Source organism: Acinetobacter sp. YH12249, assembly GCF_013417475.1.
Classification (GTDB): Bacteria; Pseudomonadota; Gammaproteobacteria; order Pseudomonadales; family Moraxellaceae; genus Acinetobacter.
The window spans coordinates 18,080-42,743 of record NZ_VPDX01000008.1 but is presented as its reverse complement, the minus strand read 5'-3'; the positions used below and the strand labels follow the sequence as shown (position 1 = coordinate 42,743).

19 protein-coding genes, 2 tRNA genes and 6 pseudogenes are annotated in these 24,664 nt (G+C 42.4%); 13 read left to right on the top strand and 14 right to left on the bottom strand.

Features of this window, described 5'->3' with window-relative positions:
* Positions 1 to 118: 118 nt before the first annotated feature.
* The 3 pseudogenes from FTV25_RS06580 to FTV25_RS06570 form a co-directional block, all read right to left on the bottom strand.
* A pseudogene (locus tag FTV25_RS06580) lies at positions 119 to 241 on the bottom strand (VF530 family DNA-binding protein); the annotation flags it as partial.
* Between the two features lie 113 nt (positions 242 to 354).
* Positions 355 to 489, bottom strand: a pseudogene (locus FTV25_RS06575) (IS3 family transposase); the annotation flags it as partial.
* 120 nt (positions 490 to 609) lie between these two features.
* Positions 610 to 753: pseudogene (locus FTV25_RS06570) on the bottom strand (IS4 family transposase); the annotation flags it as partial.
* A 12-nt stretch (positions 754 to 765) separates the two neighbouring features.
* Between FTV25_RS06570 and FTV25_RS06565 the strand changes: the two are divergent.
* A pseudogene (locus tag FTV25_RS06565) lies at positions 766 to 2,115 on the top strand (fructose-specific PTS transporter subunit EIIC); the annotation flags it as partial.
* A gap of 29 nt (positions 2,116 to 2,144) precedes the next feature.
* Here FTV25_RS06565 and FTV25_RS06560 read toward each other — a convergent pair.
* Positions 2,145 to 2,381: pseudogene (locus tag FTV25_RS06560) on the bottom strand (hypothetical protein); the annotation flags it as partial.
* 247 nt (positions 2,382 to 2,628) lie between these two features.
* Between FTV25_RS06560 and FTV25_RS06555 the strand changes: the two are divergent.
* Entirely contained in the window at positions 2,629 to 5,976 is a 3,348-nt protein-coding gene (locus FTV25_RS06555) for a DEAD/DEAH box helicase (protein WP_180002655.1), read from the top strand.
* 17 nt (positions 5,977 to 5,993) lie between these two features.
* On the opposite strand, the gene FTV25_RS06550 is transcribed toward FTV25_RS06555, so the two are convergent.
* The 4 genes from FTV25_RS06550 to FTV25_RS06535 form a co-directional block, all read right to left on the bottom strand.
* A complete protein-coding gene (locus FTV25_RS06550; RefSeq protein ID WP_180002656.1) occupies positions 5,994 to 7,283 on the bottom strand; it encodes a type II toxin-antitoxin system HipA family toxin in 1,290 nt (429 codons plus the stop codon).
* Positions 7,280 to 7,597: a helix-turn-helix domain-containing protein gene (locus FTV25_RS06545; protein ID WP_180002657.1), complete on the bottom strand. Its 318-nt coding sequence runs from the start codon at positions 7,595 to 7,597 to the stop codon at positions 7,280 to 7,282. The genes FTV25_RS06550 and FTV25_RS06545 overlap by 4 nt, the downstream gene beginning before the upstream one ends.
* Before the next feature lie 349 nt (positions 7,598 to 7,946).
* Positions 7,947 to 8,022, bottom strand: a tRNA-Gly gene (locus FTV25_RS06540).
* 45 nt (positions 8,023 to 8,067) lie between these two features.
* A tRNA-Gly gene (locus FTV25_RS06535) sits at positions 8,068 to 8,143 on the bottom strand.
* Between the two features lie 230 nt (positions 8,144 to 8,373).
* On the opposite strand from FTV25_RS06535, the gene FTV25_RS06530 reads away from it, so the two are divergent.
* The 5 genes from FTV25_RS06530 (at position 8,374) to FTV25_RS06510 (ending at position 11,176) form a co-directional block, all read left to right on the top strand.
* Positions 8,374 to 8,682, top strand: coding sequence for a BolA family transcriptional regulator (locus FTV25_RS06530; protein ID WP_004780643.1), 309 nt, complete (start codon positions 8,374 to 8,376; stop codon positions 8,680 to 8,682).
* 9 nt (positions 8,683 to 8,691) lie between these two features.
* Entirely contained in the window at positions 8,692 to 9,084 is a 393-nt protein-coding gene (locus FTV25_RS06525) for a SirB2 family protein (RefSeq protein WP_180002658.1), read from the top strand.
* Between the two features lie 61 nt (positions 9,085 to 9,145).
* On the top strand, positions 9,146 to 9,982 hold the full coding sequence (locus tag FTV25_RS06520) for a ParA family protein (RefSeq protein ID WP_034704678.1): 837 nt from the start codon (positions 9,146 to 9,148) through the stop codon (positions 9,980 to 9,982).
* Positions 9,983 to 9,995: 13 nt separating this feature from the next.
* The gene (locus tag FTV25_RS06515) at positions 9,996 to 10,388 is read left to right on the top strand and encodes a hypothetical protein (protein WP_108675631.1); all 393 of its coding nucleotides are present in this window, start codon (positions 9,996 to 9,998) and stop codon (positions 10,386 to 10,388) included.
* A gap of 194 nt (positions 10,389 to 10,582) precedes the next feature.
* The gene (locus FTV25_RS06510; RefSeq protein ID WP_180002659.1) at positions 10,583 to 11,176 is read left to right on the top strand and encodes a threonine transporter RhtB; all 594 of its coding nucleotides are present in this window, start codon (positions 10,583 to 10,585) and stop codon (positions 11,174 to 11,176) included.
* A 25-nt stretch (positions 11,177 to 11,201) separates the two neighbouring features.
* Here FTV25_RS06510 and FTV25_RS06505 read toward each other — a convergent pair whose 3' ends face one another.
* Complete coding sequence (locus FTV25_RS06505) at positions 11,202 to 11,840, bottom strand: DedA family protein (RefSeq protein WP_034704672.1); 639 nt, start codon at positions 11,838 to 11,840, stop codon at positions 11,202 to 11,204.
* 481 nt (positions 11,841 to 12,321) lie between these two features.
* Between FTV25_RS06505 and guaA the strand changes: the two genes are divergently transcribed.
* Both guaA and FTV25_RS06495 read left to right on the top strand, forming a co-directional pair.
* Positions 12,322 to 13,890: a glutamine-hydrolyzing GMP synthase gene (gene guaA / locus FTV25_RS06500; protein ID WP_180002660.1), complete on the top strand. Its 1,569-nt coding sequence runs from the start codon at positions 12,322 to 12,324 to the stop codon at positions 13,888 to 13,890.
* 93 nt (positions 13,891 to 13,983) lie between these two features.
* The gene (locus FTV25_RS06495) at positions 13,984 to 14,916 is read left to right on the top strand and encodes a restriction endonuclease (protein ID WP_004780654.1); all 933 of its coding nucleotides are present in this window, start codon (positions 13,984 to 13,986) and stop codon (positions 14,914 to 14,916) included.
* Between the two features lie 53 nt (positions 14,917 to 14,969).
* Here the strand turns inward: FTV25_RS06495 and FTV25_RS16190 are convergent.
* Positions 14,970 to 16,198, bottom strand: a pseudogene (locus tag FTV25_RS16190) (GGDEF domain-containing protein).
* A 159-nt stretch (positions 16,199 to 16,357) separates the two neighbouring features.
* Entirely contained in the window at positions 16,358 to 17,710 is a 1,353-nt protein-coding gene (locus tag FTV25_RS06485; RefSeq protein WP_180002661.1) for a GGDEF domain-containing protein, read from the bottom strand.
* Positions 17,711 to 18,205: 495 nt separating this feature from the next.
* Between FTV25_RS06485 and FTV25_RS06480 the strand changes: the two genes are divergently transcribed.
* The 3 genes from FTV25_RS06480 (at position 18,206) to FTV25_RS06470 (ending at position 20,357) form a co-directional block, all read left to right on the top strand.
* Positions 18,206 to 19,153 (top strand): pirin family protein, encoded by a 948-nt coding sequence (locus tag FTV25_RS06480; protein WP_180002700.1) that lies wholly within the window; start codon positions 18,206 to 18,208, stop codon positions 19,151 to 19,153.
* Between the two features lie 34 nt (positions 19,154 to 19,187).
* Positions 19,188 to 19,586, top strand: a complete 399-nt coding sequence (locus FTV25_RS06475) for an OsmC family protein (protein WP_180002663.1) — start codon at positions 19,188 to 19,190, stop codon at positions 19,584 to 19,586.
* 120 nt (positions 19,587 to 19,706) lie between these two features.
* A complete protein-coding gene (locus FTV25_RS06470) occupies positions 19,707 to 20,357 on the top strand; it encodes a glutathione S-transferase (protein WP_179992735.1) in 651 nt (216 codons plus the stop codon).
* A 52-nt stretch (positions 20,358 to 20,409) separates the two neighbouring features.
* On the opposite strand, the gene phoR is transcribed toward FTV25_RS06470, so the two are convergent.
* The 3 genes from phoR to FTV25_RS06455 all read right to left on the bottom strand — a co-directional run bounded on the left by phoR (position 20,410) and on the right by FTV25_RS06455 (position 23,416).
* On the bottom strand, positions 20,410 to 21,768 hold the full coding sequence (gene phoR, locus FTV25_RS06465) for a phosphate regulon sensor histidine kinase PhoR (protein ID WP_180002665.1): 1,359 nt from the start codon (positions 21,766 to 21,768) through the stop codon (positions 20,410 to 20,412).
* 24 nt (positions 21,769 to 21,792) lie between these two features.
* Positions 21,793 to 22,503, bottom strand: a complete 711-nt coding sequence (phoB, locus tag FTV25_RS06460) for a phosphate regulon transcriptional regulator PhoB (protein WP_159124126.1) — start codon at positions 22,501 to 22,503, stop codon at positions 21,793 to 21,795.
* Between the two features lie 220 nt (positions 22,504 to 22,723).
* The gene (locus tag FTV25_RS06455) at positions 22,724 to 23,416 is read right to left on the bottom strand and encodes a TetR/AcrR family transcriptional regulator (protein ID WP_180002667.1); all 693 of its coding nucleotides are present in this window, start codon (positions 23,414 to 23,416) and stop codon (positions 22,724 to 22,726) included.
* 219 nt (positions 23,417 to 23,635) lie between these two features.
* Between FTV25_RS06455 and FTV25_RS06450 the strand changes: the two genes are divergently transcribed.
* Positions 23,636 to 24,484: an SDR family oxidoreductase gene (locus tag FTV25_RS06450; RefSeq protein ID WP_180002669.1), complete on the top strand. Its 849-nt coding sequence runs from the start codon at positions 23,636 to 23,638 to the stop codon at positions 24,482 to 24,484.
* The last annotated feature ends 180 nt before the right edge of the window (positions 24,485 to 24,664 follow it).

The window sequence follows — 24,664 nt, the reverse complement described above, 5'->3', positions numbered from 1 at the left end:
GATTTTTGGTCACTAATTTATTGTGATAATCAACAATAATAACCAACATTCATATGCTTAATCTAAGAGTGTTTTACTGACTGGTATAATTTTATGATGAGAGGGGTGTTGCCTGAGGCTACGGTTTCTGTTTGGCCTTTTGGCGTAAGACGTACAAATATAAGCTTTCTACTTTTTCACGTGTCCATGGTGTGGTACGCAAGAATCGTAATGATGATTTAACACTTGGGTCTATGCAAAAACTGAACCGTACCGGGTTTGTCGGAGACTTTTTTATTTAAGTTAGGCCACCTGACCTAACGGGTTAATCTTATAATCGTACATTGCTTCAAGCTCAAAAGACGATACATAACTCAGCGCATCAAGCACCATATCTGTATTCTTACGTGTTGATACTTTCCAGCCAACAATTGCACATGAAAAAACATCAATAATAAATGTGGTTTAGACCCAATCTGAATGAGTTTTAATATATGTGAAGTCAGCGACCTGAGATACCGTCTTGGTAGTCAATCAGGTTTTGAGATTATTCGGCTAATAAATAATCTCTTTGATAGGCAGTCTGATGTTTTAAAACGCTATAACACAGATCTCTGTACACGACAAATTTCATAGGATCCTTGTCCTATCAGGCTTTTTCTTTCTTAAAATTGCTAGCACTTTCTTAAATTCTTCTTTTTTTCCAAAACCAATCAAACGTAGAATAGCCATTTGAACATAGTCCAAACCGTAGCGAAATAAACTTACTGAAATGTAGGGGTTACACGGTTTGTCGCCATTACAGCATGTCCAACTGGTGTTGCGCATACGTTTATGGCGGCCGAAGCCTTACAACAAGGTGCAGTAAAGCACGGTTATCAGATTGATGTTGAAACCCAAGGATCGGTTGGGGCTAAAAATATTTTATCGGCAGAAAGTATTGCCAAAGCAGATGTGGTGATCTTAGCAACGGATATTGAGGTCAATACAGATCGCTTTGTAGGCAAACGTGTATATCGCTGCAGTACAGGATTTGCCCTTAAGCAAACGGATAAGACTTTTGCAAATACAATTGCTGAGGCCAAAGTGCTTGAAACGGGTAAGCAAATAGCCACTAAGACAGGAAATGAAAACAAAGAAAAAACAGGAATTTATAAACACCTTTTAACAGGGGTGTCTTTCATGCTGCCGATGGTGGTGGCGGGCGGTTTGATCATTGCCATCTCGTTTATGTTTGGCCTCAATCCTGTTGAAGGAAGCTTTGCCGCATCCTTAAAGCAAATAAATGCTGCAGCATTTACTCTTATGGTACCTATGCTGGCAGGTTACATTGCTTATTCTATTGCGGATCGTCCGGGTTTAACTCCAGGTTTGATTGGCGGTTTACTTGCCACACAATTAGAGGCAGGCTTTCTCGGTGGATTAGTTGCAGGTTTTATTGCAGGTTATATTGCGTTATTTTTATCGAAACAGCTTAAACTCCCGAGTAGCCTAGAAGCATTAAAACCAATATTGATTATTCCACTATTGGCCAGTTTAGCTGTTGGTTTAATCATGATTTATGTGGTTGGACAGCCTGTTGCACAATTGTTTGAATTACTCACACACTTCCTTGCCAATATGGGGACGACCAATGCCATGATCATGGGGGTTATCCTTGGGAGTATGATGTATATTGATGTTGGGGGCCCAATAAACAAAGCGGCTTATGCCTTTACGGTGGGCTTACTTACGTCACAAACATACGGACCGATGGCGATTACCATGGCTGCGGGTATGGTACCGCCATTGGGTATGGCAATTGCAACTTTTCTAGCAAAGCATAAATTTGCCAAACCTGAGCAAGATGCAGGGAAGGCTGCTGTAATTCTGGGCCTATGTTTCATTTCGGAAGGGGCTATTCCGTTTGCTGCCAAAGACCCGATTCGAGTGCTTCCATGTGCGATCGCAGGTGGTGCTGTAACTGGGGCTTTGGTTGCATTATTTAAATGTGAACTAGTCACTCCTCATGGCGGTGTAATGGTACTGATCATTCCGAATGCGATGAATTATCCATTAAAATATTTATTGGCGATTGCGATTGGAAGTGTGGTGACTGGTGTAGCTTATGCCGTAATAAAACAACGGTTAGAATAAGCCCTTCATAGAAGCTTTGTGAAAGCTATTTAGTGCAATAAATGAATATTATGCTCAATCCTATTTTGGATCAGTTGGAGAGTCTCTGCTTGAATTTGTCCAGGTAATAGGTCATGAGCGATATTGCTGAATCAGATTGTAACCTTACAAATCGAGCCAATAATTTCATCAACTTCTTGGACACAAAGTTTCGCTTCCTGAGTACTAAGTTTCACAAGAGCTTGTCGAGGAATATTCAGTGCCTCACCCATGATATCCATTTGATGTGGAGGAAAGTTCTAAACCTTTACTGATCGCTTCTGCACTGTATTCAAAGGCGATTAATGGCCGACCTGTGATTGCGGTTGAGGAGACCAATGTACCCCAAAGCCAATATTCACCCCATCCATTGTAGTAAACATTAAGTTTTTGAGCATGGATTTATTTCCTTTTGATACGTTGGCGAGCAGTACTGTTCTGAAATGACAGCTTTGTCCGTTATAATTGTATAAACATTTTTGGTTTCTGGTAATTATGTCCTCATTGATCAATTTTCTATCTCGCTTTAGTACTGCAACTCTTCAGCGCAGTCTGAGCTATGCTAAACACATTGATAGGGAAACGATTGAGTTCTTTGAGGAAAAAGACGGGGTTACGATGTATGCCCAAATTGAAGGAACAGATTATTACGATACCGCAATTACCTATAATCCCCAAAAAGACCGTTTAATCGATGACGACTGCACTTGTCCGGTTGGATATAACTGTAAACATGCTGCTGCTTTAGCGCGGTTATTCTTTCAGGAATATCGCCAGGAATTTCAGCAGCGTTATGCTGACTCTCAATCCCCGCAGGGAATCACAAAACGCCAACGGGGGGATGATCAGGCGCAGCGCTGGTTGAATGATTTTAAACGGTATTTACAACAGACTGAACCAGAGCAATCTGTCAAAACAAACAATTATTTAATTTACCTGCTAGATCAGTCTGTCAGCTTAAAGAAATTGACAGTTGATGTTCAGAAGGCCAGACGCAATAAAAACGGCTCAATTGCGGGGGAAAGTTATTATACCCAATATGAAAATATCACCAGAAAGCATCTGACTTTACCTGAACAAAAACGACAATTATTTAACCAGATTTATTATTATGCCAAAATAAACAGTGACGAACGCTTTTATCAAAGCAATCTTGATATCTCCAGAATTTTATTGGAGCATTTCAAATCTTTTATTCAAAGTGGCGATGTGTACTGGCAAAAAAAGAGCCATACTGCACTTCAATGGTCAGAACAAGGCTATCACATCGAACTGATCTGGCAACAAGGTGTAAACAAACAGACAGAGCATTTAAACATTGAATTGGTCAATGGTGATATTCGACTCGATTTGAAATCAAATCCACATATTCAGATTCTCGCGAGCCATCCACCATGTTATGTGGATATTCAACAGAACACGGTGGGCCAGTTATATGGTGAATATACGGCAAATCTTCTGTACCATTTTTTACAGATGCCTGATCTTCCATCTATGCTCTTGCCAGAGTTTGAGAAACTGACTCATCAATATTCAGACGTGAAAAATCTGCCTCGGCCCGAGTCTATTCAGCATATTGATGTCCTTGAGGGAAGTCCCCAGCCAATTTTACGCTTCGGTGTTTTAGATAAATTTGATTGGAAATGGGAAGAGTCTGTTTGTGCTGAAATTGAATTTTCCTATGCTGGTGGGCGAATAAAAGCAGGTACATCAGGTGACAGTTTTATTGGTGAGCAGCATGGGAAAATGGTGCGACAGCTTCGGGATTTAGTTCAGGAACAACAGTCAATCCAGCGTTTACAGCTGTTGGTCGAATCACTGAAGTGGGTGAAAGATCTTAATTATTACCAGCAATTAAAACTGGATAAACAACGTCTTGATTCTATGGTTTTTGCGTTCTATGGAGACTGGATCAAACAGCTGATGCCCATCAATCAAATTGAATTGATTGGATGGCAGATAGAGCATCTGGAACACAGCCCATTTAAGCTGCAATATGTTGAAAATTTAAATATTTCCATCACTGAATCTGAAAGCCAACAAGACTGGTTCAATATCGGGGCGACCGTTCAGGACAGTGTAGGCAATAGCTATGATTTACTCGATGCACTTGTGGCTTTGGTGAAAGAACAGCCTGATTTACTTGATCCACGGATTTTTGGTCATCTGAATGACAGTCAAATTTTCACCCTGAAAACTGCAGTTGATCAACCTGATTTGGCTCTATCCGCTAGGGATATTAAGCCGGTATTGTTGCATCTGCAGAGTATTTTACAGCAAGAAGAGCGCAGTATTGATCGCTATGATGCGAGTCAATTATTAGAATTGCAGCATAATCTTGGGATGACATGGCAGGTCAGTGACCAGCTGCAGCAATTTGTACAGAAATTCAAACAAGGCTACCAGCAACAACTGCCGACACCACAAGGTTTTCAGGGGGAGTTGCGTCCATACCAGCAGCAGGGCTTAGGCTGGTTACAGTTTTTAAGGGAAACCCAGCATGGCGGGATTCTGGCGGATGATATGGGTTTGGGTAAAACAGCACAAACTTTAGCCCACTTACTCATGGAAAAGCAGGCTGGTCATTTGCAGGACAGACCCGCCTTAATTGTTGCACCCACATCGCTGATGCATAACTGGTTCAAAGAAGCGGAAAAATTTACCCCTGAGCTCAAGGTACTGCTGCTACAAGGCCCCGACCGCCATCAGTATTTTGAGCAGATTTCACACTATGACATTGTGTTAACCACCTACCCGCTCTTGGCGAGAGATGAAGAGCAACTGAAGCAATATGAATATCATCAACTCATTCTGGATGAAGCGCAGAATATTAAAAATCCGCGTACCAAAGCTGCACAGGTAGCACGGCAATTAACAGCGCGACATCGTCTATGTCTAACCGGTACACCTATGGAAAATCATTTGGGTGAGCTGTGGGCACTATTTTATTTCCTGATGCCAGGATTTTTATATTCACAAGAAATTTTTAATAAAAAGTACCGTCATCCGATTGAAAAGCGCGGTGATCAGCAGTTAAGGCAAAAGTTGGTAAACCGCATTAAACCCTTTATTTTACGACGCTTGAAAACTGACGTTGCCAAGGAATTGCCTGAAAAAACCACGATTGAAGTCAATATTGACATGAATGAGCAGCAATCCAAGCTATACGAGGCTGTTCGCGCCACGATGCAGGCAAATATTCAGAAAATTGTGGCAGAAAAAGGCTTTAAGCGTAGTCAAATCCAAATTTTAGATGCCTTGCTGAAGCTGCGTCAGGTCTGTTGTCATCCTAGCTTGCTGAAACTGGATTCAGTTAAAACCGGGCAGGCGTATTCTGCCAAACTTGAACAGTTGATGGATATGGTTGTTCCAATGGTGGAAGAGGGACGAAAAATTCTTATTTTCTCTCAGTTTACCTCAATGTTGGAACTGATTGAACAACAGCTCCATCACGCAGAAATTGGCTATGTGAAGCTGACTGGAAAGACCAAAAAGCGAGATGAAGTCATTACAGCATTTCAGTCTGGACAAGTGCCGGTATTTTTAATCAGTCTGAAAGCAGGAGGGGTTGGTCTGAATCTAACTGCCGCAGATACGGTCATTCACTATGATCCATGGTGGAACCCTGCTGCTGAAGATCAAGCTTCAGATCGTGCATGGCGGATTGGACAGGACAAGCCGGTATTTGTGTATAAGCTGATTACTAATAAAAGCATAGAAGAAAAAATTCTTGCCTTACAGCAAAATAAAGCAGAACTGGCACACTCTATTCTAAGTACAGATCATGAAGGCGAAGCGAAACTGACGGAAAATGACGTGATGAACTTGTTTGAGAAATTTTAGTTTGGTTTCAGATTACCCTAATCATCTGTAAGTATCTGAAAGTCTGGATGCAATTTTTTCCAATGTTCTCTTAATTTTTCTTTATGAACAGAAATCATAGGTAAGTCTAGTAATAGCACTGGCCATACCGACCGTGCTTTGTCCATGATCGCGTGAAGTTGTTTTTCAATAACACGCCATGGAACACCGACTTTTTCAGCCCATTGTTCAAAGTGTTTCATCTCAGCTAAATACCAATCTTTATTTTTGGCAAGATTTAAGGCGAAATGACGCTCATTTTCAATATATACACTTGTCATCAATATATCGTATGCAGGGGATAATCTTGGCGTTGTTTTATCGTGATAAATCATACTCCAGTTCTTTAAGTGTGCATCTCCATTGGCGAGTAAAATATTGACGAGTAAACGGCTGGCAAATTGCTGAATATCAAAAATTTTGTTATCTGAAAATTGATAAATGATCTTTCCTATCTGCTCATAATTTGTGGTGCTGTATTTCTGCTGTGGATATGCACCGAAGATCTGAGCAAAGTCTTCGATGTGAATAAGCTCTGTAGTATCAGCAGTACTCTGTCTATCAAATCTTTTGATTGCAAAAGCATATTGCTCTTGGGGTAAATTTAATGGTGGAAGGTTTTGTAAGAGTGCCATATCTACCAAGCGAATCTCAGGGACATCTATTCCGACCATTTTGGCAAGGCTCATCATAGAATATTCATTTAGCGGAACAAAAGCATGTCTGGAAGAAGGAGTTTTGATAATCCAGTCCCCGAGTAGAGACGATTCCGTTGCCTGGACTAGTGTAAAACGCCCATCTTTGGCTTTCATGGAAAACTTCATTTGGACGCCGGCCAAGGAAAACTTATTATCTGTTCGAATCTCTTGCTTTAAGATCTGATCTGGATTAGAGATCTGCAGTTTGAATTTTATTTCATCTGGAATTTCTTCTGGATCTAATGGAGTCGCAATGAGTGCTCCAGGTAAATCATGACCTAAAGCTGCCAATAACTGAAATTCATTGTCTATATGTACTTTGAGGCTTTGTGCAATCAGTTCGCGTAATGCACCTTCTGGTAGCAAGTTTGATAGCAAGGGATGTAAACGCTGATGTGTAACATAGGTCTTTTCTAAAATCTTATCCACTTGAGGATACAAGGGGGAAGTCAGCAGGCTCAAGGTTGGGCGTTGCTGATCAGAGCGGAAAGAATCTGTAAAAACCAGAATATTTTTTCCGCTCTGAAATCCTGCCAAGTATCCAACGACAGCGTGATGTAATGTTAATTTCAGGACGGCAACAGTATTCATGGTTCCTCTCCTCCGAGAAGACCCTTCCATGGGTTAGTCATTAAGTCATCCTGATCTTCAATAGTGACTTTAATTTCATCATTCAATAATTGTCTAATCAAATGAACCTTATCATCAGGGATGAGCATCAGTTGAGCATTTAATCCTGCCGCTATAATTTCTAAGGTCTCTAATCGAGGGTTGCCCTGACTTTCCAGTTTTTGGTACTGCTGTCTTGAAATGCCTGTACGGGATTGCATATCAACTTGCTTTAAGCCCAATTGGGTTCGTCTTTTTTTGATTTGCTGTAGTAAAGACTTATTTAGTGTAGACATATTTATTGCTTTTTGGTGGTATAAGAAGCATATTAGTTGCTTTTTTATTAAGAAGCAATGACAGAAATTATTAACAGGCTCCGCGGCATCAATATTTAGGATCTAGGCAAGCTGATCTTGTTTAACATAAGCCACTTAGTAGTAGCTAATACTATCTTTTGTTTTGGAGTTTTTTTTATCTTGTATGATTGATACTCTGGAGCATCATCTACACGGTTTTTTGTTCACAGTTTTGAAAGAGCACTTTTGTAAACTTACTTTTTTAAGTATAAAAATTTCTTATGAAGTAAAATATTGAATAAAACAACAATAAAAAAGCCCTCATCTTTCGATCAGGGCTTTTTGAATCTGGAGCGGGAAACGAGACTCGAACTCGCGACCCCAACCTTGGCAAGGTTGTGCTCTACCAACTGAGCTATTCCCGCAGGGTCGATCAATTTTTTACTTTAAAAAATGAACAAAAAAGAATTTGGAGCGGGAAACGAGACTCGAACTCGCGACCCCAACCTTGGCAAGGTTGTGCTCTACCAACTGAGCTATTCCCGCATGCCGTGTATAATACAGCATGCAAAAACAGGGTCAATAACTTTATGAAAAATCTTGTGTCGATTGCATAAAATAAAAGCAATATTCTCTGTGCTTCCAGACAATTAGACAAAATTTATGCAAAATTTAATGAAATCTCGGCACAATCAAATAATTGCAGACATTTCTTGCACCGAAATAGCGGATAGAACAGGGTATACTGGACCCATATCTTGAATCGGAGTCAGGCCATGAGCTTAGAACAACAACTGAAAGACCGTTTGGCACAATTGTCACCTACCTATCTGGAAGTCGTGAATGAATCTTCGGGTCATGGTGGATATTTTCCGGGTAAGGAATCGCATTTTAAGGCGGTGATTGTCAGTGAAGCTTTTGCCGGTTTACGTGCGGTGCAACGCCATCAAAAGGTCTATGCTGCGGCAGGTGATTTGCTGTCTAAAGATAAAATTCATGCCTTGGCAATTCATGCTTTCTTGCCTGAAGAGTGGACAGGACAGGACACGTCTAGTCCGGAATGTGCACATGCACCGAAAAACTAAGAGGACTTTATGGATATCCAGCTTTTAGTCAAAATTATTCATATGTCTGCGGCAGGACTGGCCATCGTGGCCATTCTTGCACGTGCTCTTACCCTGTTTGTGGGAACACAGGGCAACCAGCCGAATCCGAAAGCACGTGTATTTCTAGTCGCTTTACAGCACCTGGTCATTAGCGTGATTGCCTTAACTGGGATTATTGCCCTGTTTTTAAAGAATTTTGATGTACAGCCTTGGTTTTATGCCAAAATCATTTTATTCCTGGTGCTGATTTCATCCTTGGGCAAAGCCTATAAAAAAGATGATTCAATCCTGCTGGTACAACGCCGTGCTGGCTTATTTATTGCTGTGGTTTCACTTATTGCGATTATAGTATTGGTCATGATCAAGCCGAATTTTGGCTAAATTATTCATCAGTCAATGAACTAAAACATACTGATCATTAGAAAAATAAAGAGGGGTGTTTATGCATACTCGTGTGGTATTTAACCAGAAAGGTGGGGTGGGGAAGTCAAGTATTGCAGTCAATCTGGCTGCAATCAGTGCACATCAAGGGCTTAAAACCCTGTTAATCGATCTTGATCCGCAGGCAAACTCCAGCCAGTATTTACTAGGGGATGATGCAACCTATTCCAGTGACAAGCCGGCGCTGGAGCCGAATATTGAAAACTATTTTGAAGATGTATTGGGGAATCAGCAGAGCAAAAGCTTAATTGGTAATGCGATTGGCTCCATTCTCAAGACCCGGGCCAAAGGGCTGGAAAGTTATCTGCATCAATCACCTTTTAAAAATCTGGATGTCATTCCGGCGAGTCCGAGTTTGGGCACCTTGGCCCATGCACTGGAATCCAAGCATAAGATTTACAAGCTGCGCGATGCCTTGCAACCACTTGCTGAGCATTATGACCGGGTGTTTATCGATACTCCGCCGGCATTTAATTTCTTTACACTTTCAGCCCTGATTGCTGCAGACCGTGTCCTGATTCCGTTTGACTGTGATGTGTTTTCTAAACGGGCCTTACAAACCTTGATTGAGAATGTCATCGAAACTCAGGATGATCACAATGAACGTCTGGAAATTGAAGGCATCGTGGTCAACCAGTTTCAGGCTCAGGCAAAACTGCCACGCGAAGTGGTACAGCAACTGAAAGATGAAGGTCTTCCAGTGCTGAACAGCATGTTGCCGCCGTCGGTGCTGATGAAAGAGTCGCATCAAAAAAATCAGCCATTAATTCACTTGGCAACTGATCATAAATTGACTCAGGCCTATCAATCATTGTTCAATGAGATAGAGCAGCATTAAGATCGAGTTAACTATGAAACTTGTGAAAATAAGCCTGGCAATCAGCATACTTAGCTTGCTGAGTGCCTGTGCAACGACGGTCAAACCGACCTATGTTTCACCGACCCATTATCAGACCCTCAACTGTCAGCAGCTTCAGGGTGAATACAACCGTATTCAGCAGTATCTTGATAATGGTGTTGAGCCGCCTAAACGTACAGGTGTCGGCGTAGGGGTAGGCGTCGGTGGTGGCTGGGGCAGCCGCGGCGGCTGGGGCATTGGTCCGAGTGTATCAGTGAATATGGGGCAGTCTTCCAATACCAAACGCACTGAAACGGCACGTCTACTGGGTGAACAGGAAGCTATTGTACAAGCTGCAAAATTTAAAGCCTGCCCGATTATTGTCCGTCAAAATACCAATAAATAGTCCTCTAAACATCAAAAAAATGCTGACTTTAGGTCGGCATTTTTTATATCTTAAAAGTGATTGGTCAAGTGACAGAGTTCACAGTATTTGCCAGAAAAAATGACCGATGCGCATAAAATTTTGAAAGATCTCGTCTTGTGATCAGAACACGAGATTGGTTAAGGTAATCACCTTGTCTGATATGTTTAACCACCATGATTGAAAACTGGCTCTTTGTTTTTGCAACAATAGCAGTGCTGATGATCCCTGGACCTGCCAATGCATTGGTGGCCAGTTCTGCCTATCAGCAGGGAACAGCCAAAACCAGTCTGCATATTCCCGTCATTTTGGTGGGGTATTTATACGCGATCAATGGGTGGGCTCTGCTGGTTCATCTGTTTTCACCGATCTGGCCCAGTTTTCAGGAACTGGTGCATGTGCTGAGTGCAATCGGTGTGGGCTGGATGACCTTCCATTTATTCAAGGCTCGGCAACTGGAACAATATAATCAGAGTCATCCTCAAATCCGTCCCTGGCAGATGTTTAAGGGAACCCTAAAAAATCCCAAAGCAGCGCTTCTGGCAACCGGAATCTTACCGCTCTCTACTTGGGAAAGTCCGAGTAACTTTGTTCTGGTCTTTGCCATTTTTACTGGGATTGCCTTGCTGGTTGCGTTGTTCTGGATGATCTTTGGACAAGCGATTCTGGCGGGAGAGTCGGCAAAAAGAAAAGCCGACCTGATTTATAAAGGGTCGGCTCTGTTTTTACTGCTTTGTCTGGTGCCCTTGCTGATCAATTGGCTGGAGTAAATGTTCACTCAACAGCTCTAGGCTTCTAGGCAATTTTATTTTTCTTGAGTTTCTGCTGAATAAAGCCAATTACACCTGGCATGACACTTAAAATAATGATGCCGAAAATCAGATGAGTGAAATTATCTTTGACGATTGGCATATTGCCGAACAGATAACCCAGGATCACAAACGAACTGATCCAGAGAAAGCCACCGATCATATTGTAAGTCAGGAAATATTTGTAATTCATACTTCCCGCACCGGCAACAAAAGGTGCAAAGGTACGTGCGAAAGGAATGAAACGGGCAAAAATAATGGTTTTACCACCGTGTTTCACAAAGAACTGCTGGGTAGCAAGCAGATGCTTTTTATTAATAAAACGTGATTCAATCTCAAATACACGTGGCCCAATATATTTACCAATATGATAATTCAGGGTGTCGCCCAGCACTGCCGCAGTGAACAGTAGCGGAATCAGTACCCATGGATCCATAGCACCCGTTGAAGCCGCAAGCGCACCTGATGCAAATAGCAGACTGTCTCCCGGCAGGAACGGCATCACCACCAGTCCCGTTTCAACAAAAATAATCAGGAAAAGAATGCCATAAATCCAGATGCCGTAATTGGTAATGAATTCGAGCAGGTGATCATCAACGTGGAGGATAAAATCAAGCAGTTCCATAGGGAAAAAACAAGCGAAAAGGTGATCAAATCGTAACAGTCTGCGGCATGAAAGTCAGTACCGAACAGGAAAATAATTGCCCGCTCATCCCTGATGGGTGAATTAAAAATTTATCTTACAAATTGGCGGTGAATTCCTGAGAAAACCGGCTTGGCATGAAAACGTCATTAAAATAAAAATCAAAAGGTGGCTCCCATGTTAAACCCTAAACGCCATCCAAGTGAAGACCGTGATAGAGACAGGTGAAATAAACTTTCAATAGCTACTTAACTGGCCGATCCTAAAATATTGAAATCCAAATAGCGTAAATACGTTGAATTCTGTGGAGAGAAGGGAAGACTCTTCTGCTGAATCGAAAGCGTTATTCCATCTAAAAAATAAACTGCTTAATTATTATGCGGATGGGAATAGTGTGCTTAAGCCTAATAAAAATGCTAGAATACGGCGCTTATCTTTCGTTTGCCTTTCATAGTTGTTTGTCATGACTACCAATACTCAAATTACTGAAGATCGTATCCTGATTCTGGATTTCGGTTCTCAATATAGTCAGCTCATCGCACGTCGTGTCCGTGAAGCTGGTGTATATTCTGAAATGTATGCCTATGACATGTCTGAAGAAGACATTCGCGCATTTAATCCAAACGGTATCATCTTGTCTGGTGGACCTGAAAGTGTTCACCTGGAAGGCAGCCCGCGTGCGCCGCAAGTGGTATTTGAGTTAGGTGTACCTGTACTGGGTATCTGTTATGGCTTGCAAACCATGTGTGAACAGCTTGGCGGTAAAGTTGAGCCAGGTACTGTACATGAGTTCGGTTATGCAGAAGTGGATATCGTGGTACGTGACCAGCTGATTGGTCAGCTGCAAGACCGTGAAAACCAGCTGCATGTCTGGATGAGTCATGGTGACAAGGTTGCACGTATTCCAGAAGGCTTCCAGGTGACTGCAAGCACACCAAGCTGTCCGATTGCCATGGTGTCTGATGAAACTCGCCGTTTCTATGGGATCCAGTTCCACCCTGAAGTGACACATACTTCGAAAGGTGCAGAATTACTGTCTAACTTCGTACACCAGATTTGTGGTTGTCGTGGTCTGTGGACACCAGAACATATTATTGACCTGCGTGTAGAACAGCTTCGTGAACAGATTGGCGATGAAAAAGTATTGTTAGGTCTTTCAGGGGGTGTGGATTCATCAGTTGTAGCGGCACTTCTACACAAGGCAATTGGCGATCAGTTGACTTGTGTATTTGTAGACAACGGTCTGCTTCGTTTGAACGAAGGCGATCAAGTGATGCAGATGTTTGCAGACAACATGGGGATCCGCGTGGTCCGCGCTGATGCTGAAGATCGTTTCCTTTCTGCATTGGCTGGCGAAGTTGATCCAGAGAAAAAACGTAAAATCATCGGTCGTGAATTCATCGAAGTCTTCGCTGAAGAAGCGCGTAAGCTCGATGGCGTAACCTTCCTTGCACAAGGTACGATTTATCCAGACGTGATTGAATCTGCTGCCAGCAAACAAGGCAAGGCACATGTCATCAAGTCACACCATAACGTAGGCGGCTTGCCAGAAGACTTGGCATTTGACCTAGTTGAACCATTGCGTGACCTGTTTAAAGATGAAGTACGTAAATTGGGTACAACTCTAGGCTTGCCACACAGCATGATCTACCGTCATCCATTCCCAGGTCCAGGCCTTGGTGTTCGTATCTTAGGCGAAGTAAAAAAAGAATATGCAGATATTCTTCGTCTTGCTGATGACATCTTCATGCAAGAACTTCGTGCAAGCGGCTGGTACGACAAAACTGCTCAAGCTTTTGCCGTATTCCAACCAGTGAAATCTGTGGGCGTGGTCGGTGATGGCCGTCGTTATGCATGGGTAATTGCACTTCGTGCAGTTGAAACTATCGACTTCATGACAGCGCGTTTTGCACATCTGCCATATGACTTGGTTGACCGTATTTCTACACGTATCATGAACGAAATTGCTGAAGTTTCTCGTGTGGTTTATGACGTTTCATCTAAGCCACCAGCAACAATTGAATGGGAGTAATTTTCTAACGAAAATTACCTATAAAAAAGAGCGCTTAGGCGCTCTTTTTTTCATTTATACTCAAGAAAAATTAATTCTTAAGCTAAAAAATATATGTCATTACCTACTTATGATCAGTTAATGCTGCCTTTGATGAAATTATTATCAGAAATAGAAGGGCCAATTAAAATTTCAGATGCCGCCAATATCCTAGCTGAGCGTTCTGGCTTACCTGAAGAAGATCTAAATAAGGTACTACCAAGTGGTAAAAATATATTTAAAGATCGAGTTGCTTGGGCAAAGACATACTTAGTCAAAGCAGGTTTAATTCATCAACCAAAACGAGCATATTGTGAAATTAGCGATTTAGGAAGAAAAATTGATTTAAAAAACTTAGAAGCAATAACTAATGAATTTTTAGCACAGTTTGATGGATTTATAGATTTTAAATTTGGAAAGAAAAACGAAGAGGGATTAGAGGTCGAAATTTTAAAAAATTTTGAAAACTCAAATAAATTACAAGAAACACAAACACCTGAAGAAACAATTCAGACTACGACTGAATTATTAAGGTTCAATTTGAAAAGTGATTTACTTCAAATGGTAAAGGAAAAGTCTCCTTCATTTTTTGAGAGACTTGTTGTAGATCTGCTTGTTGCTATGGGCTACGGTGGTTCACATCAAGATGCAGCCCAAGCAATTGGTAAAACCAACGATGGTGGAATTGATGGAGTCATCAGTGAAGACCGATTAGGATTAGATAAAATTTATATTCAAGCAAAACGTTGGGAAAATACAGTAGGACGTCCTGATATTCAGCAGTTTAAAGGGGCTTTAGCGGATCAGGTTGCCAAGAAAGGCGTATTTATTACTACTTCTAATTTTAGTAAAGAGGCAATTGAATCCGCAAAGAAGTCGGGAATTGTATTAATTGATGGTGATAAGTTAACGTCTTTAATGATTGAATTTGGTTTAGGCGTACAAATAGAACGCAGTTTTCATATCTATAAAATTGATCAAGATCGTTTTGATGAAGATAATTTTTAACTCATAAAAAGAGCGCGCTTCGGCGCTCTTTTTTTATTATCTTTCAAATGAATTTAAGCCGGTTTAACCTGCCAGTTTTGAAGCTCTCCAAGCAAGCTCTGATCCAGTTCAGGGTCATAACATTCCACTCTGTTCCGACCATTGGCTTTAGCCTGATACAGGGCAATATCAGCCTGTTTAATCAGCGCCATTAAATCCGTTTCACTGCTTTCCAGAATGGCCGCACCAATTAAAACGGTGAAATCAAGACGATGCCCATGTTCCAGATTGACCACAATATTTTCGATTTTGTGTCTTAAACATTCGGCAATTTTTAACGCATCATCCAATCCAGTGAAGTTTCAGGCAGGCATGCGATAAATTCCTCACCTTCATACCGTGCCAGCACATCATGGCGCCGCATTTCATTACGTGTGGTCTGCGCAATCATCTGGAGTACCTGATCTCCAACATCATGCCCATAACGGTCATTGATCTGCTTAAAATGATCGACATCAAAGACCAGCAAACTGATTGGAGCAGGCTGTTTAAGATTCTTTCGGATCAGCTGTTGCACCAGATATTTAAAACAGCGTCTATTATTCAGGCCTGTCAGCGAGTCAGTATGGGCGAGATTTTCAAAGGTCTGACGATGATATTCATTCAGGGTATGTTACAGGAATACCAAACGGGATTTTAGTGTAGAGCTCCAACTGATATATAAACTGAAGGTCAATACCGGCATATAGATCAGGGAAAACAAGAACATCTGATACAGATCAGCTTGGGTATTGAAATACACACCAATATAAATCACCAGTGTAATCAGACCGGAATTAATCAGGCTAGGCCAGAAGCGAATCTGTACAAATAGATTGGCCAGGACAATAAAGACCAGTGAAGCATATTGATAAATGAGCGTATGCGGACTTTCAGACTGATTCAGATTAAAAAACCAGATTGCACTTGCTCTGATAATCGAGGTCGGCAACAGCAGGTCAAATACAGGCAAATTCCGGTAAAAATGATACATCCAGATGGTTATTAGTACGATCACCAAGGTATAGCCTAGCTTGGTCAGAATGAGCAAATTCATAATGTTATTCAGCACCAGAATATCGGCAAGGGTGTAGGAGGCATATGCCACCTGTGCAAATAGATTCACCTGTAAAAGATATTTTAAAGTGAGCTGTTTCTGATGGTTAAAGTAGGCAGGTTTTAAAAACGCAGGAATACGAACGAGAGGATCTTGAAGGGCATCCTGAAGCAGGAAGCGAGCTTCTTCTTCATATTTATCTGGCATATCGCCTTCCCACATTAAATCCAAAGAAATGAATAAGATGAATACTTATATTTGTATGAAAAATATTCTATTCTTTTAGGAATTATTTGAAAAGCATCCCAAATAGATTTAGATCTAATTCTTAAATTCTTGTCTAATAATCTTGATTTTGCTCTCAACTTACAAAGCAGACCAAGATTGTTTCGCTTTATGATGAGCGCCAGGATACTCCTGTTTATTCAGTGGTTTAAATACATTCCAGGGATTTGGAGATAGGGGTTTAGTCGGTTGCAGCATATTAGGATGATAGACCCGAATCCGGTTTCTTCCCGCTTTCTTAGCTTCATAAAGCGCAATATCTGCATGCTTAATCAGGTCTTCAAGCTCCTGTTGCGGAGATTCAAGTTCAGCAATACCGATAGAAATCGTGAACTGGATTTTCTGGTCAGAATTGATGTGCATCACCTGCTTTTGAATCGAACAGCGAATCCGTTCTGCAATCATCAGGCAGTCCTGTAGCTGGGTATCTTCCAGCAAGGCAATAAATTCTTCTCCACCAAAACGTGCCAGTACATCGCTAGAGCGCATTTCTTTACGGGTAATTTCAGCAATCAGTTGTAGCACCCGGTCACCCACATCATGGCCATAATTGTCATTGATTCTCTTGAAATAATCGACATCAAACATCAAAAGACAGGTGCTGGCAGGCTTTGGCCATTGATGGATTGAACGTTCCGCCATATCCACAAAATGACGACGATTAAATAACTGCGTCAGATCATCAGTATGAGCAAGATTTTTTAAGGTTTGATAGTTCCATTCATCCAGCAAAGTGCGTAAAAAAGAGCGCCGTATGTTGATGATATTATTCCAGTTGATATAAATACTAAACGCCCAGAGAGGCGTGAAAACAACGGCGAAAATAAAGGCCTGCGATAGACTCATGAGATGGGTTACCCCAATCATGATAAACAGGGCGATAAAAATAGAACAATACAGCGCACCCTTAAACTCGGTCTGTACACAGAGATTGGTAATTAAAACAAAAATCGCAGAGGCATAGATATAAGTTGACACATGCGGGCTACTCGACAGCAGGAGCAGGCTAATCCAGGTCGCTGCAGCCACAGTCGTGCCCACAGGCAAAATCATGTCCAGAACCCGGATATTCTTTTGATGCTTAAACAGGTAATAGCAGCAAAACATGACAGCAATGACCAGTGATACCCGGATCAGGCCAGACAGGAAAAACATGTCAGGAATAATAAAAATATCGGCAAAGAAATACAGCAAAAAGGCGATCTGCGCCATGTAATTAATCTGGCGAAGATTTTGATGACGATGCACATAAAGATAGTTATAAAAGTACTGCTGGAATTGCGCAGGAATAGGTGCAGCGCGATGTACAAGCGCATCTTCAATTAACTGGCGATTTTGCAGATCACATTCGGCCAACTTTAATGATCTATCTGTGGTCGAGTTTTGAAAAGACATATTCGCCGTTGAATATATATTTTCATTCGAGGATGACATGTCCTGATCCAATCTTATTTTTATTGGGTCCTATTATGGACCAAATGAATAAAAAAAAATCTCCCTAGAATCAGGGGGTAGTACGAATTTTAAAAAGAAAACGTAACAAAATTTTTGTTTTGTAAATATGAAGCTATACGGATCACATTTTTATAGATTGCTGATTTTAATCATTTATATCAATAAAAATAGGCGTTTCACGTGAAACATGAGTATGATGAATAAGTTGATTTAAACGAACTGATGTAAGGTGCTTGAATGATTATATGATTCATCACCAAGATCTTGATTACAGGATTTGGAAGACTGAAGCCTTTAAGTATTTGAACTGTTCTGATGAGTAGCACATTTTATACGTATCGAAATATTTCCAAAGATAGATTTTGTGGGTAGACGCGGTACATTGTTGTATGAGGTAGACATCTTGTAATGATCAGGGAAAGATGTCTTGATGCAGCATACAGCCAGAATGAACTTGCCGAGGTCAGCTCAACCATGTCGAATAATAATGATATTGAACTGTCAAATTCAGATGATTGTGAAAAGTATATCAATCAGTTCATACAGGAAGTTCCTTTACGGCGTGCGGAAATCGGGCAGGGAACAGTCATTAAACGCGCCTTGCCGAGTCGGCATAAACGCATGATTGGCGCCTGGTGTTTTCTGGATCATGCCGGTCCCACTCAATTTCCTCAGGGAGATGGCCTGGATATCGGACCGCATCCGCATATTGGCCTGCAAACTTTTACCTGGATGATTGAAGGCACCATGATGCACAGTGACAGTCTGGGTAACCGGCAATTGATCCGGCCGAAACAGGTTAATCTGATGACTTCAGGCTATGGCATTTCGCATACAGAGGTTTCACCGGAAACTGAAACCAAGATGCATGCAGCACAGCTTTGGATCGCCCTGCCTGATGACAAGATCAATATGGCTCCCGCGTTTGATCATTATCCGGAATTACCTGTGATCGAAGAACAAGGCATTCAATGTACGGTCCTGGTCGGGGAATTCCTGGATACAATATCACCGGTTAAAGTGCATACCGAACTCTTGGGGGTGGATCTATTTGCTGCTGAAAGTACCCGTGCCCGTTTGAGTTTAGATCCAAGATTTGAATATGGCTTTATGGCCCTTGAGGGTCTGGCAAGTATTAATGGGCATGAACTGACTGAAGATAATATGGTGATTCTTGAGCCGGGATTACAGTATGTAGATGTCGAAATTCATGCGGGTGGGCGAATCTTGCTGATTGGTGGAGAGCCATTTGAAAGCCCTATTTTATTGTGGTGGAATCTGGTTGGTCGTGATGTGGAAGAACTGAAGCTGGCCCGTGAACAGTGGATGATGGGGCACCCGCGTTTTGGCACCATTCCAAGCTATGATGGGCCGCGTATGGAAGCACCAGCATTTCCGGAACATATGCGTGCTTCTCGATAAATCTTTCATATAACTATAAGAACAAAGGATCAGTATGGCCCGTATCGCACTTGCCAAAATACAGAGCTTAACCATACCGTGGCAGGGAGAAATCAGTCATGGTCAGCATCATTATCTAACCGATAAACCGGAATCCTTCGGTGGGCAGGATGCAGGTCCTGCACCTTATGATCTGCTTTTAGGCAGTCTGATCTCTTGCACCATGATTACTTTGCGCATGTATGCCAAACATAAGGACATTGAACTGGGCGACTTTCAGGTTGAAGCAGAATTCTTTGCCAATAAAGAAGGACAGGAATGGATTGAACGACGCTTAAATTTTGATATTACTCATGATTCGGCTTTGCAGCAGAAAATTCTAGAGATTTGTGCCAAAACCCCAGTGACCAAAACCCTGTTACGCAGTCTGGAGATTCGGACCAGCCTGATTTAAGCTAAAAGAGGGTACGCTATATCCGGTAGGGAAAATGTAAGTAGACTGATAAACTCTTTAGTTAGAGCCAGACTTTTTGCTATGCTCACGCAGTAATAACAATAAAATCATGAGTCTAATATGCGTGTTTTACATCATCTCGAACAATCAAGATCATTTCGAATCATGTGGGCCTTGGAAGAGCTGGAACTTGATTATGAGATCAAGTATTACAAACGCTTGCCTAACTATTCTGCTCCGCCTGCTTTGAAACAGGTTCATCCTCTGGGTAAAGCCCCGATTCTGGAAGACCAGAATCTGGTACTGGCTGAGTCTGCCGCTATCTTGGAATATCTACAAGAAACCTATGATTCGACCCATCAGTTTCAACCGATCAGTGCTGAGAACAAGGCGCAATACCGCTACTGGATGCATTATGCAGAAGGGTCTTTGATGCCTTTACTGGTCATGCAGCTGGTGATGACTAAAGTTCCTGAGCAAGTGCCATTTCTGGTACGTCCCGTGGCTAAAACAATTTGTGAAGGGGTGAAGAAGCAGTTTGTGCAAAGCCGTTTAAAAGACCATATCCAGTTTCTGGAAGATCATTTAAGCCAGCATGAATATTTTGCCGGTCGTTTCAGTTTTGCGGATATTCAGATGAGCTTCCCACTCGAAGCCATGCAAAGCCGTACTGGTAAAAGTTATCCGGCGATTCAAGCCTATCTGGAACGGATCTCGCATCGAGCAGCTTATTTCCGGGCCTTATCCAAAGAGCAGGCATTAAAGTCTTAAAGCCTTCGCTAAAAAAGAAAAGGTGCGATTTGCACCTTTTTTTATTTTTGAATCAGTCTGGGAAACTGAGACGTTCTTTAGGGAAAATCACCTTAAAGGTGGATCCCTGATTTTCATGGGAATCAATTTCGAGCTGAGCCTGATGTTGCATCAGTACATGCTTCACAATCGCCAGACCCAGTCCTGTGCCACCAGTACGGCGGCTACGGTCAGAATCTACCCGGTAGAAACGTTCAGTCAAGCGAGGCAAGTGTTTAGGATCAATCCCAATTCCGGTATCTTCTACGACAAAATAGGCCGATTCACCATCATCATGCCAGCCCATGGTGACCGTTCCACCTTTAGGCGTGTACTTGATAGCATTGGTAATCAGGTTACTGAAGGCACTGGCAATTTCCATATCTGAGCCGATCAGGTCACAGTGACTGTCAATATCCAGATTTAGGGTATGGCCATAATCCACGTTATAGGCTTGCGCATCATCAAACAGCTGGTTCATCAGATTAGGCATGTCAATAATCTGGTTCTTGGCAATATTCTTGTCATTTTCCAGACGGGATAGCAGCAACAGGTCATTGACCAGTGCATTCATGCGACGAGTCTGGGACTGCATCTGGTCAAAGGCGCGTTTCCAGCGCGGGCTAATATCTTCCTGATCGGTAAAGGTTTCGATATAACCGCTGAGCACAGTCAAAGGGGTACGCAGTTCATGCGAAATATTATCGACAAAGTCCTTACGCATCTGTTCCAGATTATGCATCCGGGTCACATCATAGGCGACCAGTAAGCGGCTTTCACCGCCAAAACGGGTCATTTTGATTTGCACATAATGATCTTCGAATATCGAAGACTTCATTTTAAGGCCATCAGGTGCATCATCAATATGATGATAGTAATCAATAAAACTCGGTTGGCGCAGCAAACTCAGAATATTGCGGCCGCGATCTTCCTGACCAATCCCCAGTAAACGTTCTGCCGCCGGATTCCACCATTCAATCTGCTGGTTTTCATCAATCAGTACCACGGCTTCTTGCAGGGCGACTAGTGAGGATTGTGCACGGTCAATCAGCTCGACCATTTCAGCCTGAACGACACGTTCCTGACGCTGGGCGCGATAGACATTGAACAGTAAAGCGCCCCAGATTCCGTTGATGTTTGGCGGTACATCATAGGGACGGTTCGAGATCCATTCATTGACCAGGTAGAGTGAACGCAACTGTGTGCCAAAGAAGGCAACAAAGGCCAGAACGATACAGATCCAGAAATAACCGATGCCTAGACCAATACAACTGGCAATGACCAGGAAGAGAAGAAGTAGACGTAAATCTTGCTTGGCAAAATCCCATAGGCTGCTGTAACGGAGTCTTTTGTGCTCGTGTGACAGTTCGGGAACAGGATAGGGCTCATACATAAAACAAGATTTACCTAAAAACAATTAACCGAGTGCAACATCGGCACGGGTCGAGAAACGGTAACCGGTGCCACGTACAGTCTGTACATAGCGGTCAGCGCCATAAGGTTCAAGCACCTTGCGCAGGCGACGGATATGCACATCAATGGTCCGGTCTTCAATATAGACGTTGCCGCCCCAGACCTGATCCAGCAATTGCGCACGGGTATAAGCACGTTCCGGATGGGTCATGAAAAATGCCAACAAGCGATACTCAGTGGGTCCCATGTCCAGAATAGTACTGCCAAAATTCACACGCTGACTGACCGGATCTAATACCAATCCGTTAGCATCAATGGATTTTTCACCACTCAGCGCATTGGAACGACGTAGTACGGCTTTAATGCGTGAAACCAGCTCACGGGTCGAAAACGGCTTGGTCATATAGTCATCGGCACCGGCATCCAGTCCCTGAACCTTATGATCTTCTTCACCACGCGCGGTCAACATGATGACCGGAATTTCGGACAGATTTTCATCACGTTTCAGACGACGACAGAGATCCACACCACTCACGCCACCTGGCATCATCCAGTCCAGCAAAATCAATGCTGGACGCTGGTCCACAATCATTTGATGAGCCTGCTTGGCATCTTCTGCCTGTAAACATTGAAAGCCCGCCATATCCAGAGCAGTATGGATCATTTCACGAATCGGCAGTTCGTCATCAACAATTAGAATGTAGTCATCTTTCACAGCGCAATACCCTATTTCATGCAAACGGTGGACCGTTTTATATTTATGACAGGCTTATTACAAAGATTAATTATGACAGTATCATTGCAGAATAGGTAGTTCCGGGGCCTTTCGCAAAGATTTGTCACAATTTAAGCTGTTATTTTATAAGAGGGTGTTAATTCAAAGGCTTGTAGATCACTTACAAGTAAATCTATCTGGAACTTATCTTGATTTAAAATTATCTAACCGGATCTGTCGGTTTTTCTGTACCCAAAGTGTCTAATAAAGCAAAGAACACCAGACTACAGGAAGACAGAATTTCTTCCAGTGACTGTTTAAAGCCGCTCATGACCCAACGAATGGCAATCTGGGTAACATAACCATTGAGTCCGGTCGAGACCAGGGAAATCTCTCGTTCAGAACGATTCAGGTTCGGCATCATCAGCATGACAAAGGCCTGAATCATACGGTCGAAACGTCCCATGGTTTCATGAATCGTAGCCTGATTATGCAGTTCCTGAACCAGCATCGCATCGATATAAATAATTCGTGCCATACCCGGATTGTCACGTAAGGTCGTTAGCAAGGCAGTCAGACCGGCTTCGATCATTTTCTTTGGATCAGAAGAAGCCTGCATCATGGCTTGCATGACATTCTGCTGTAACTGGTCAATCAGCTTGAGGAAAATAGTCTGGAACAGATGTTCGCTTTTCTTAAAGGATTCATAAAAATAACGTTCAGTCAGTTTGGCTTCGTTACAGATATCCTTCACTGTGACTGAAAAAAAACCATGACGACCATAAGCCTCGATCCCGGCCTCAATCAGCTTTTCACGACGCGCCTGCTGACGCTCAGCCATGGAAAGCCCTTTAAACTGACGTTCCTTACTTTTACTTGCTAGTTTTTGTCCTGAATTTACTGCATCCGTCATAAAGACCATAGACTCATGTGCTTGAGATTTTAAGTATCTTATCAATAAATCCGGCTTTGACCTATGCTGAAATTCAAACCTGAAAATTGGCCCGTAGAGACATGCTGGAATTATTGACAATATGGATTGTCAAAACTATATTGAAACCGTGTGCTGTATCCCTATGCGACAGAAAAACAGGCTGTCATGGAAGGGCAGTGTTTTAATCAAGGAAATTCAATGAAAAATTTTAATAATAAAGTCGCGGCCATTACTGGCGCAGGTTCAGGTATCGGCCAGCAACTTGCGGTGCTTTTAGCAAAGCAGGGCTGTCATTTAGCTTTAAGCGATGTGAATGAACAGGGTCTGGCTAAAACCGTTGAGCTGTTGAAAGGTACTGATGTTCGTGTCACAACCAAAAAGGTCAATGTGGCTAATCTGGAAGAAATGCACGCTTGGGCCGCTGAGGTCGAGAAAGATCATGGCAGCGTGAATATGATCTTTAACAATGCTGGCGTGGCCCTTGGTTCTACTGTAGAAGGCACCAGCTATGAAGAGCTGGAATGGATTGTAGGTATTAACTTCTGGGGCGTGGTCTATGGCACCAAAGAGTTCCTGCCTTTAATCAAGAAAACCGGTGATGGTCATGTCATTAATATTTCCAGCTTGTTCGGTTTAACTGCTCAGCCAACCCAGTCTGCTTATAATGCCACTAAATTCGCTGTGCGTGGTTTTACCGAATCCTTGCGTCAGGAACTGGATATGGAAAACTGCGGCGTAAGCGCGCTATGTGTACACCCGGGCGGAATCCGTACCAATATCGCCATTGCAGCGAAAATGAATGACAGTATTCGTAGTCTGGGAATGCATCCGGAAAAATCTGCACAGAATTTCAATAAGCTGCTGCGTTGCCCACCGGAAGAAGCAGCGCGTCAAATTCTGGAAGCGGTACAAAAAGATAAACGCCGTCTGCTGATTGGAAATGATGCCAAAGCGATTGATTTAATTCAGCGCCTCATGCCAACTGGCTATCAGAAAGTCACGGCTTTAGCTACCCGTCTCGGCAAGCAGAAGAAAAAGTCAGCTTAAAACACCCTGATCAAAGCCCGCCTAAGCGGGTTTTTTTATGCCTGAAAACTTAAGTAGCTAAAGTATTTTATAAATCAAAAATGGTGCATAAGAATGTCAATAAATTGACAGCGTTAGATAAGCCGATTCGGCATGATGATTTCACAGACCGAAGGTCGACATAATTATAGATAGAGGAAA

Bases quoted from the DNA above. Each gene is read 5' to 3' on its own strand.
- FTV25_RS06555 (WP_180002655.1), top strand. From the start codon at position 2,629: ATGTCCTCATTGATCAATTTTCTATCTCGCTTTAGTACTGCAACTCTT.
- FTV25_RS06550 (WP_180002656.1), bottom strand. From the start codon at position 7,283: ATGAATACTGTTGCCGTCCTGAAATTAACATTACATCACGCTGTCGTT.
- FTV25_RS06545 (WP_180002657.1), bottom strand. From the start codon at position 7,597: ATGTCTACACTAAATAAGTCTTTACTACAGCAAATCAAAAAAAGACGA.
- FTV25_RS06530 (WP_004780643.1), top strand. From the start codon at position 8,374: ATGAGCTTAGAACAACAACTGAAAGACCGTTTGGCACAATTGTCACCT.
- FTV25_RS06525 (WP_180002658.1), top strand. From the start codon at position 8,692: ATGGATATCCAGCTTTTAGTCAAAATTATTCATATGTCTGCGGCAGGA.
- FTV25_RS06520 (WP_034704678.1), top strand. From the start codon at position 9,146: ATGCATACTCGTGTGGTATTTAACCAGAAAGGTGGGGTGGGGAAGTCA.
- FTV25_RS06515 (WP_108675631.1), top strand. From the start codon at position 9,996: ATGAAACTTGTGAAAATAAGCCTGGCAATCAGCATACTTAGCTTGCTG.
- FTV25_RS06510 (WP_180002659.1), top strand. From the start codon at position 10,583: ATGATTGAAAACTGGCTCTTTGTTTTTGCAACAATAGCAGTGCTGATG.
- FTV25_RS06505 (WP_034704672.1), bottom strand. From the start codon at position 11,840: ATGGAACTGCTTGATTTTATCCTCCACGTTGATGATCACCTGCTCGAA.
- guaA (WP_180002660.1), top strand. From the start codon at position 12,322: ATGACTACCAATACTCAAATTACTGAAGATCGTATCCTGATTCTGGAT.
- FTV25_RS06495 (WP_004780654.1), top strand. From the start codon at position 13,984: ATGTCATTACCTACTTATGATCAGTTAATGCTGCCTTTGATGAAATTA.
- FTV25_RS06485 (WP_180002661.1), bottom strand. From the start codon at position 17,710: ATGTCATCCTCGAATGAAAATATATATTCAACGGCGAATATGTCTTTT.
- FTV25_RS06480 (WP_180002700.1), top strand. From the start codon at position 18,206: ATGTCGAATAATAATGATATTGAACTGTCAAATTCAGATGATTGTGAA.
- FTV25_RS06475 (WP_180002663.1), top strand. From the start codon at position 19,188: ATGGCCCGTATCGCACTTGCCAAAATACAGAGCTTAACCATACCGTGG.
- FTV25_RS06470 (WP_179992735.1), top strand. From the start codon at position 19,707: ATGCGTGTTTTACATCATCTCGAACAATCAAGATCATTTCGAATCATG.
- phoR (WP_180002665.1), bottom strand. From the start codon at position 21,768: ATGTATGAGCCCTATCCTGTTCCCGAACTGTCACACGAGCACAAAAGA.
- FTV25_RS06455 (WP_180002667.1), bottom strand. From the start codon at position 23,416: ATGACGGATGCAGTAAATTCAGGACAAAAACTAGCAAGTAAAAGTAAG.
- FTV25_RS06450 (WP_180002669.1), top strand. From the start codon at position 23,636: ATGAAAAATTTTAATAATAAAGTCGCGGCCATTACTGGCGCAGGTTCA.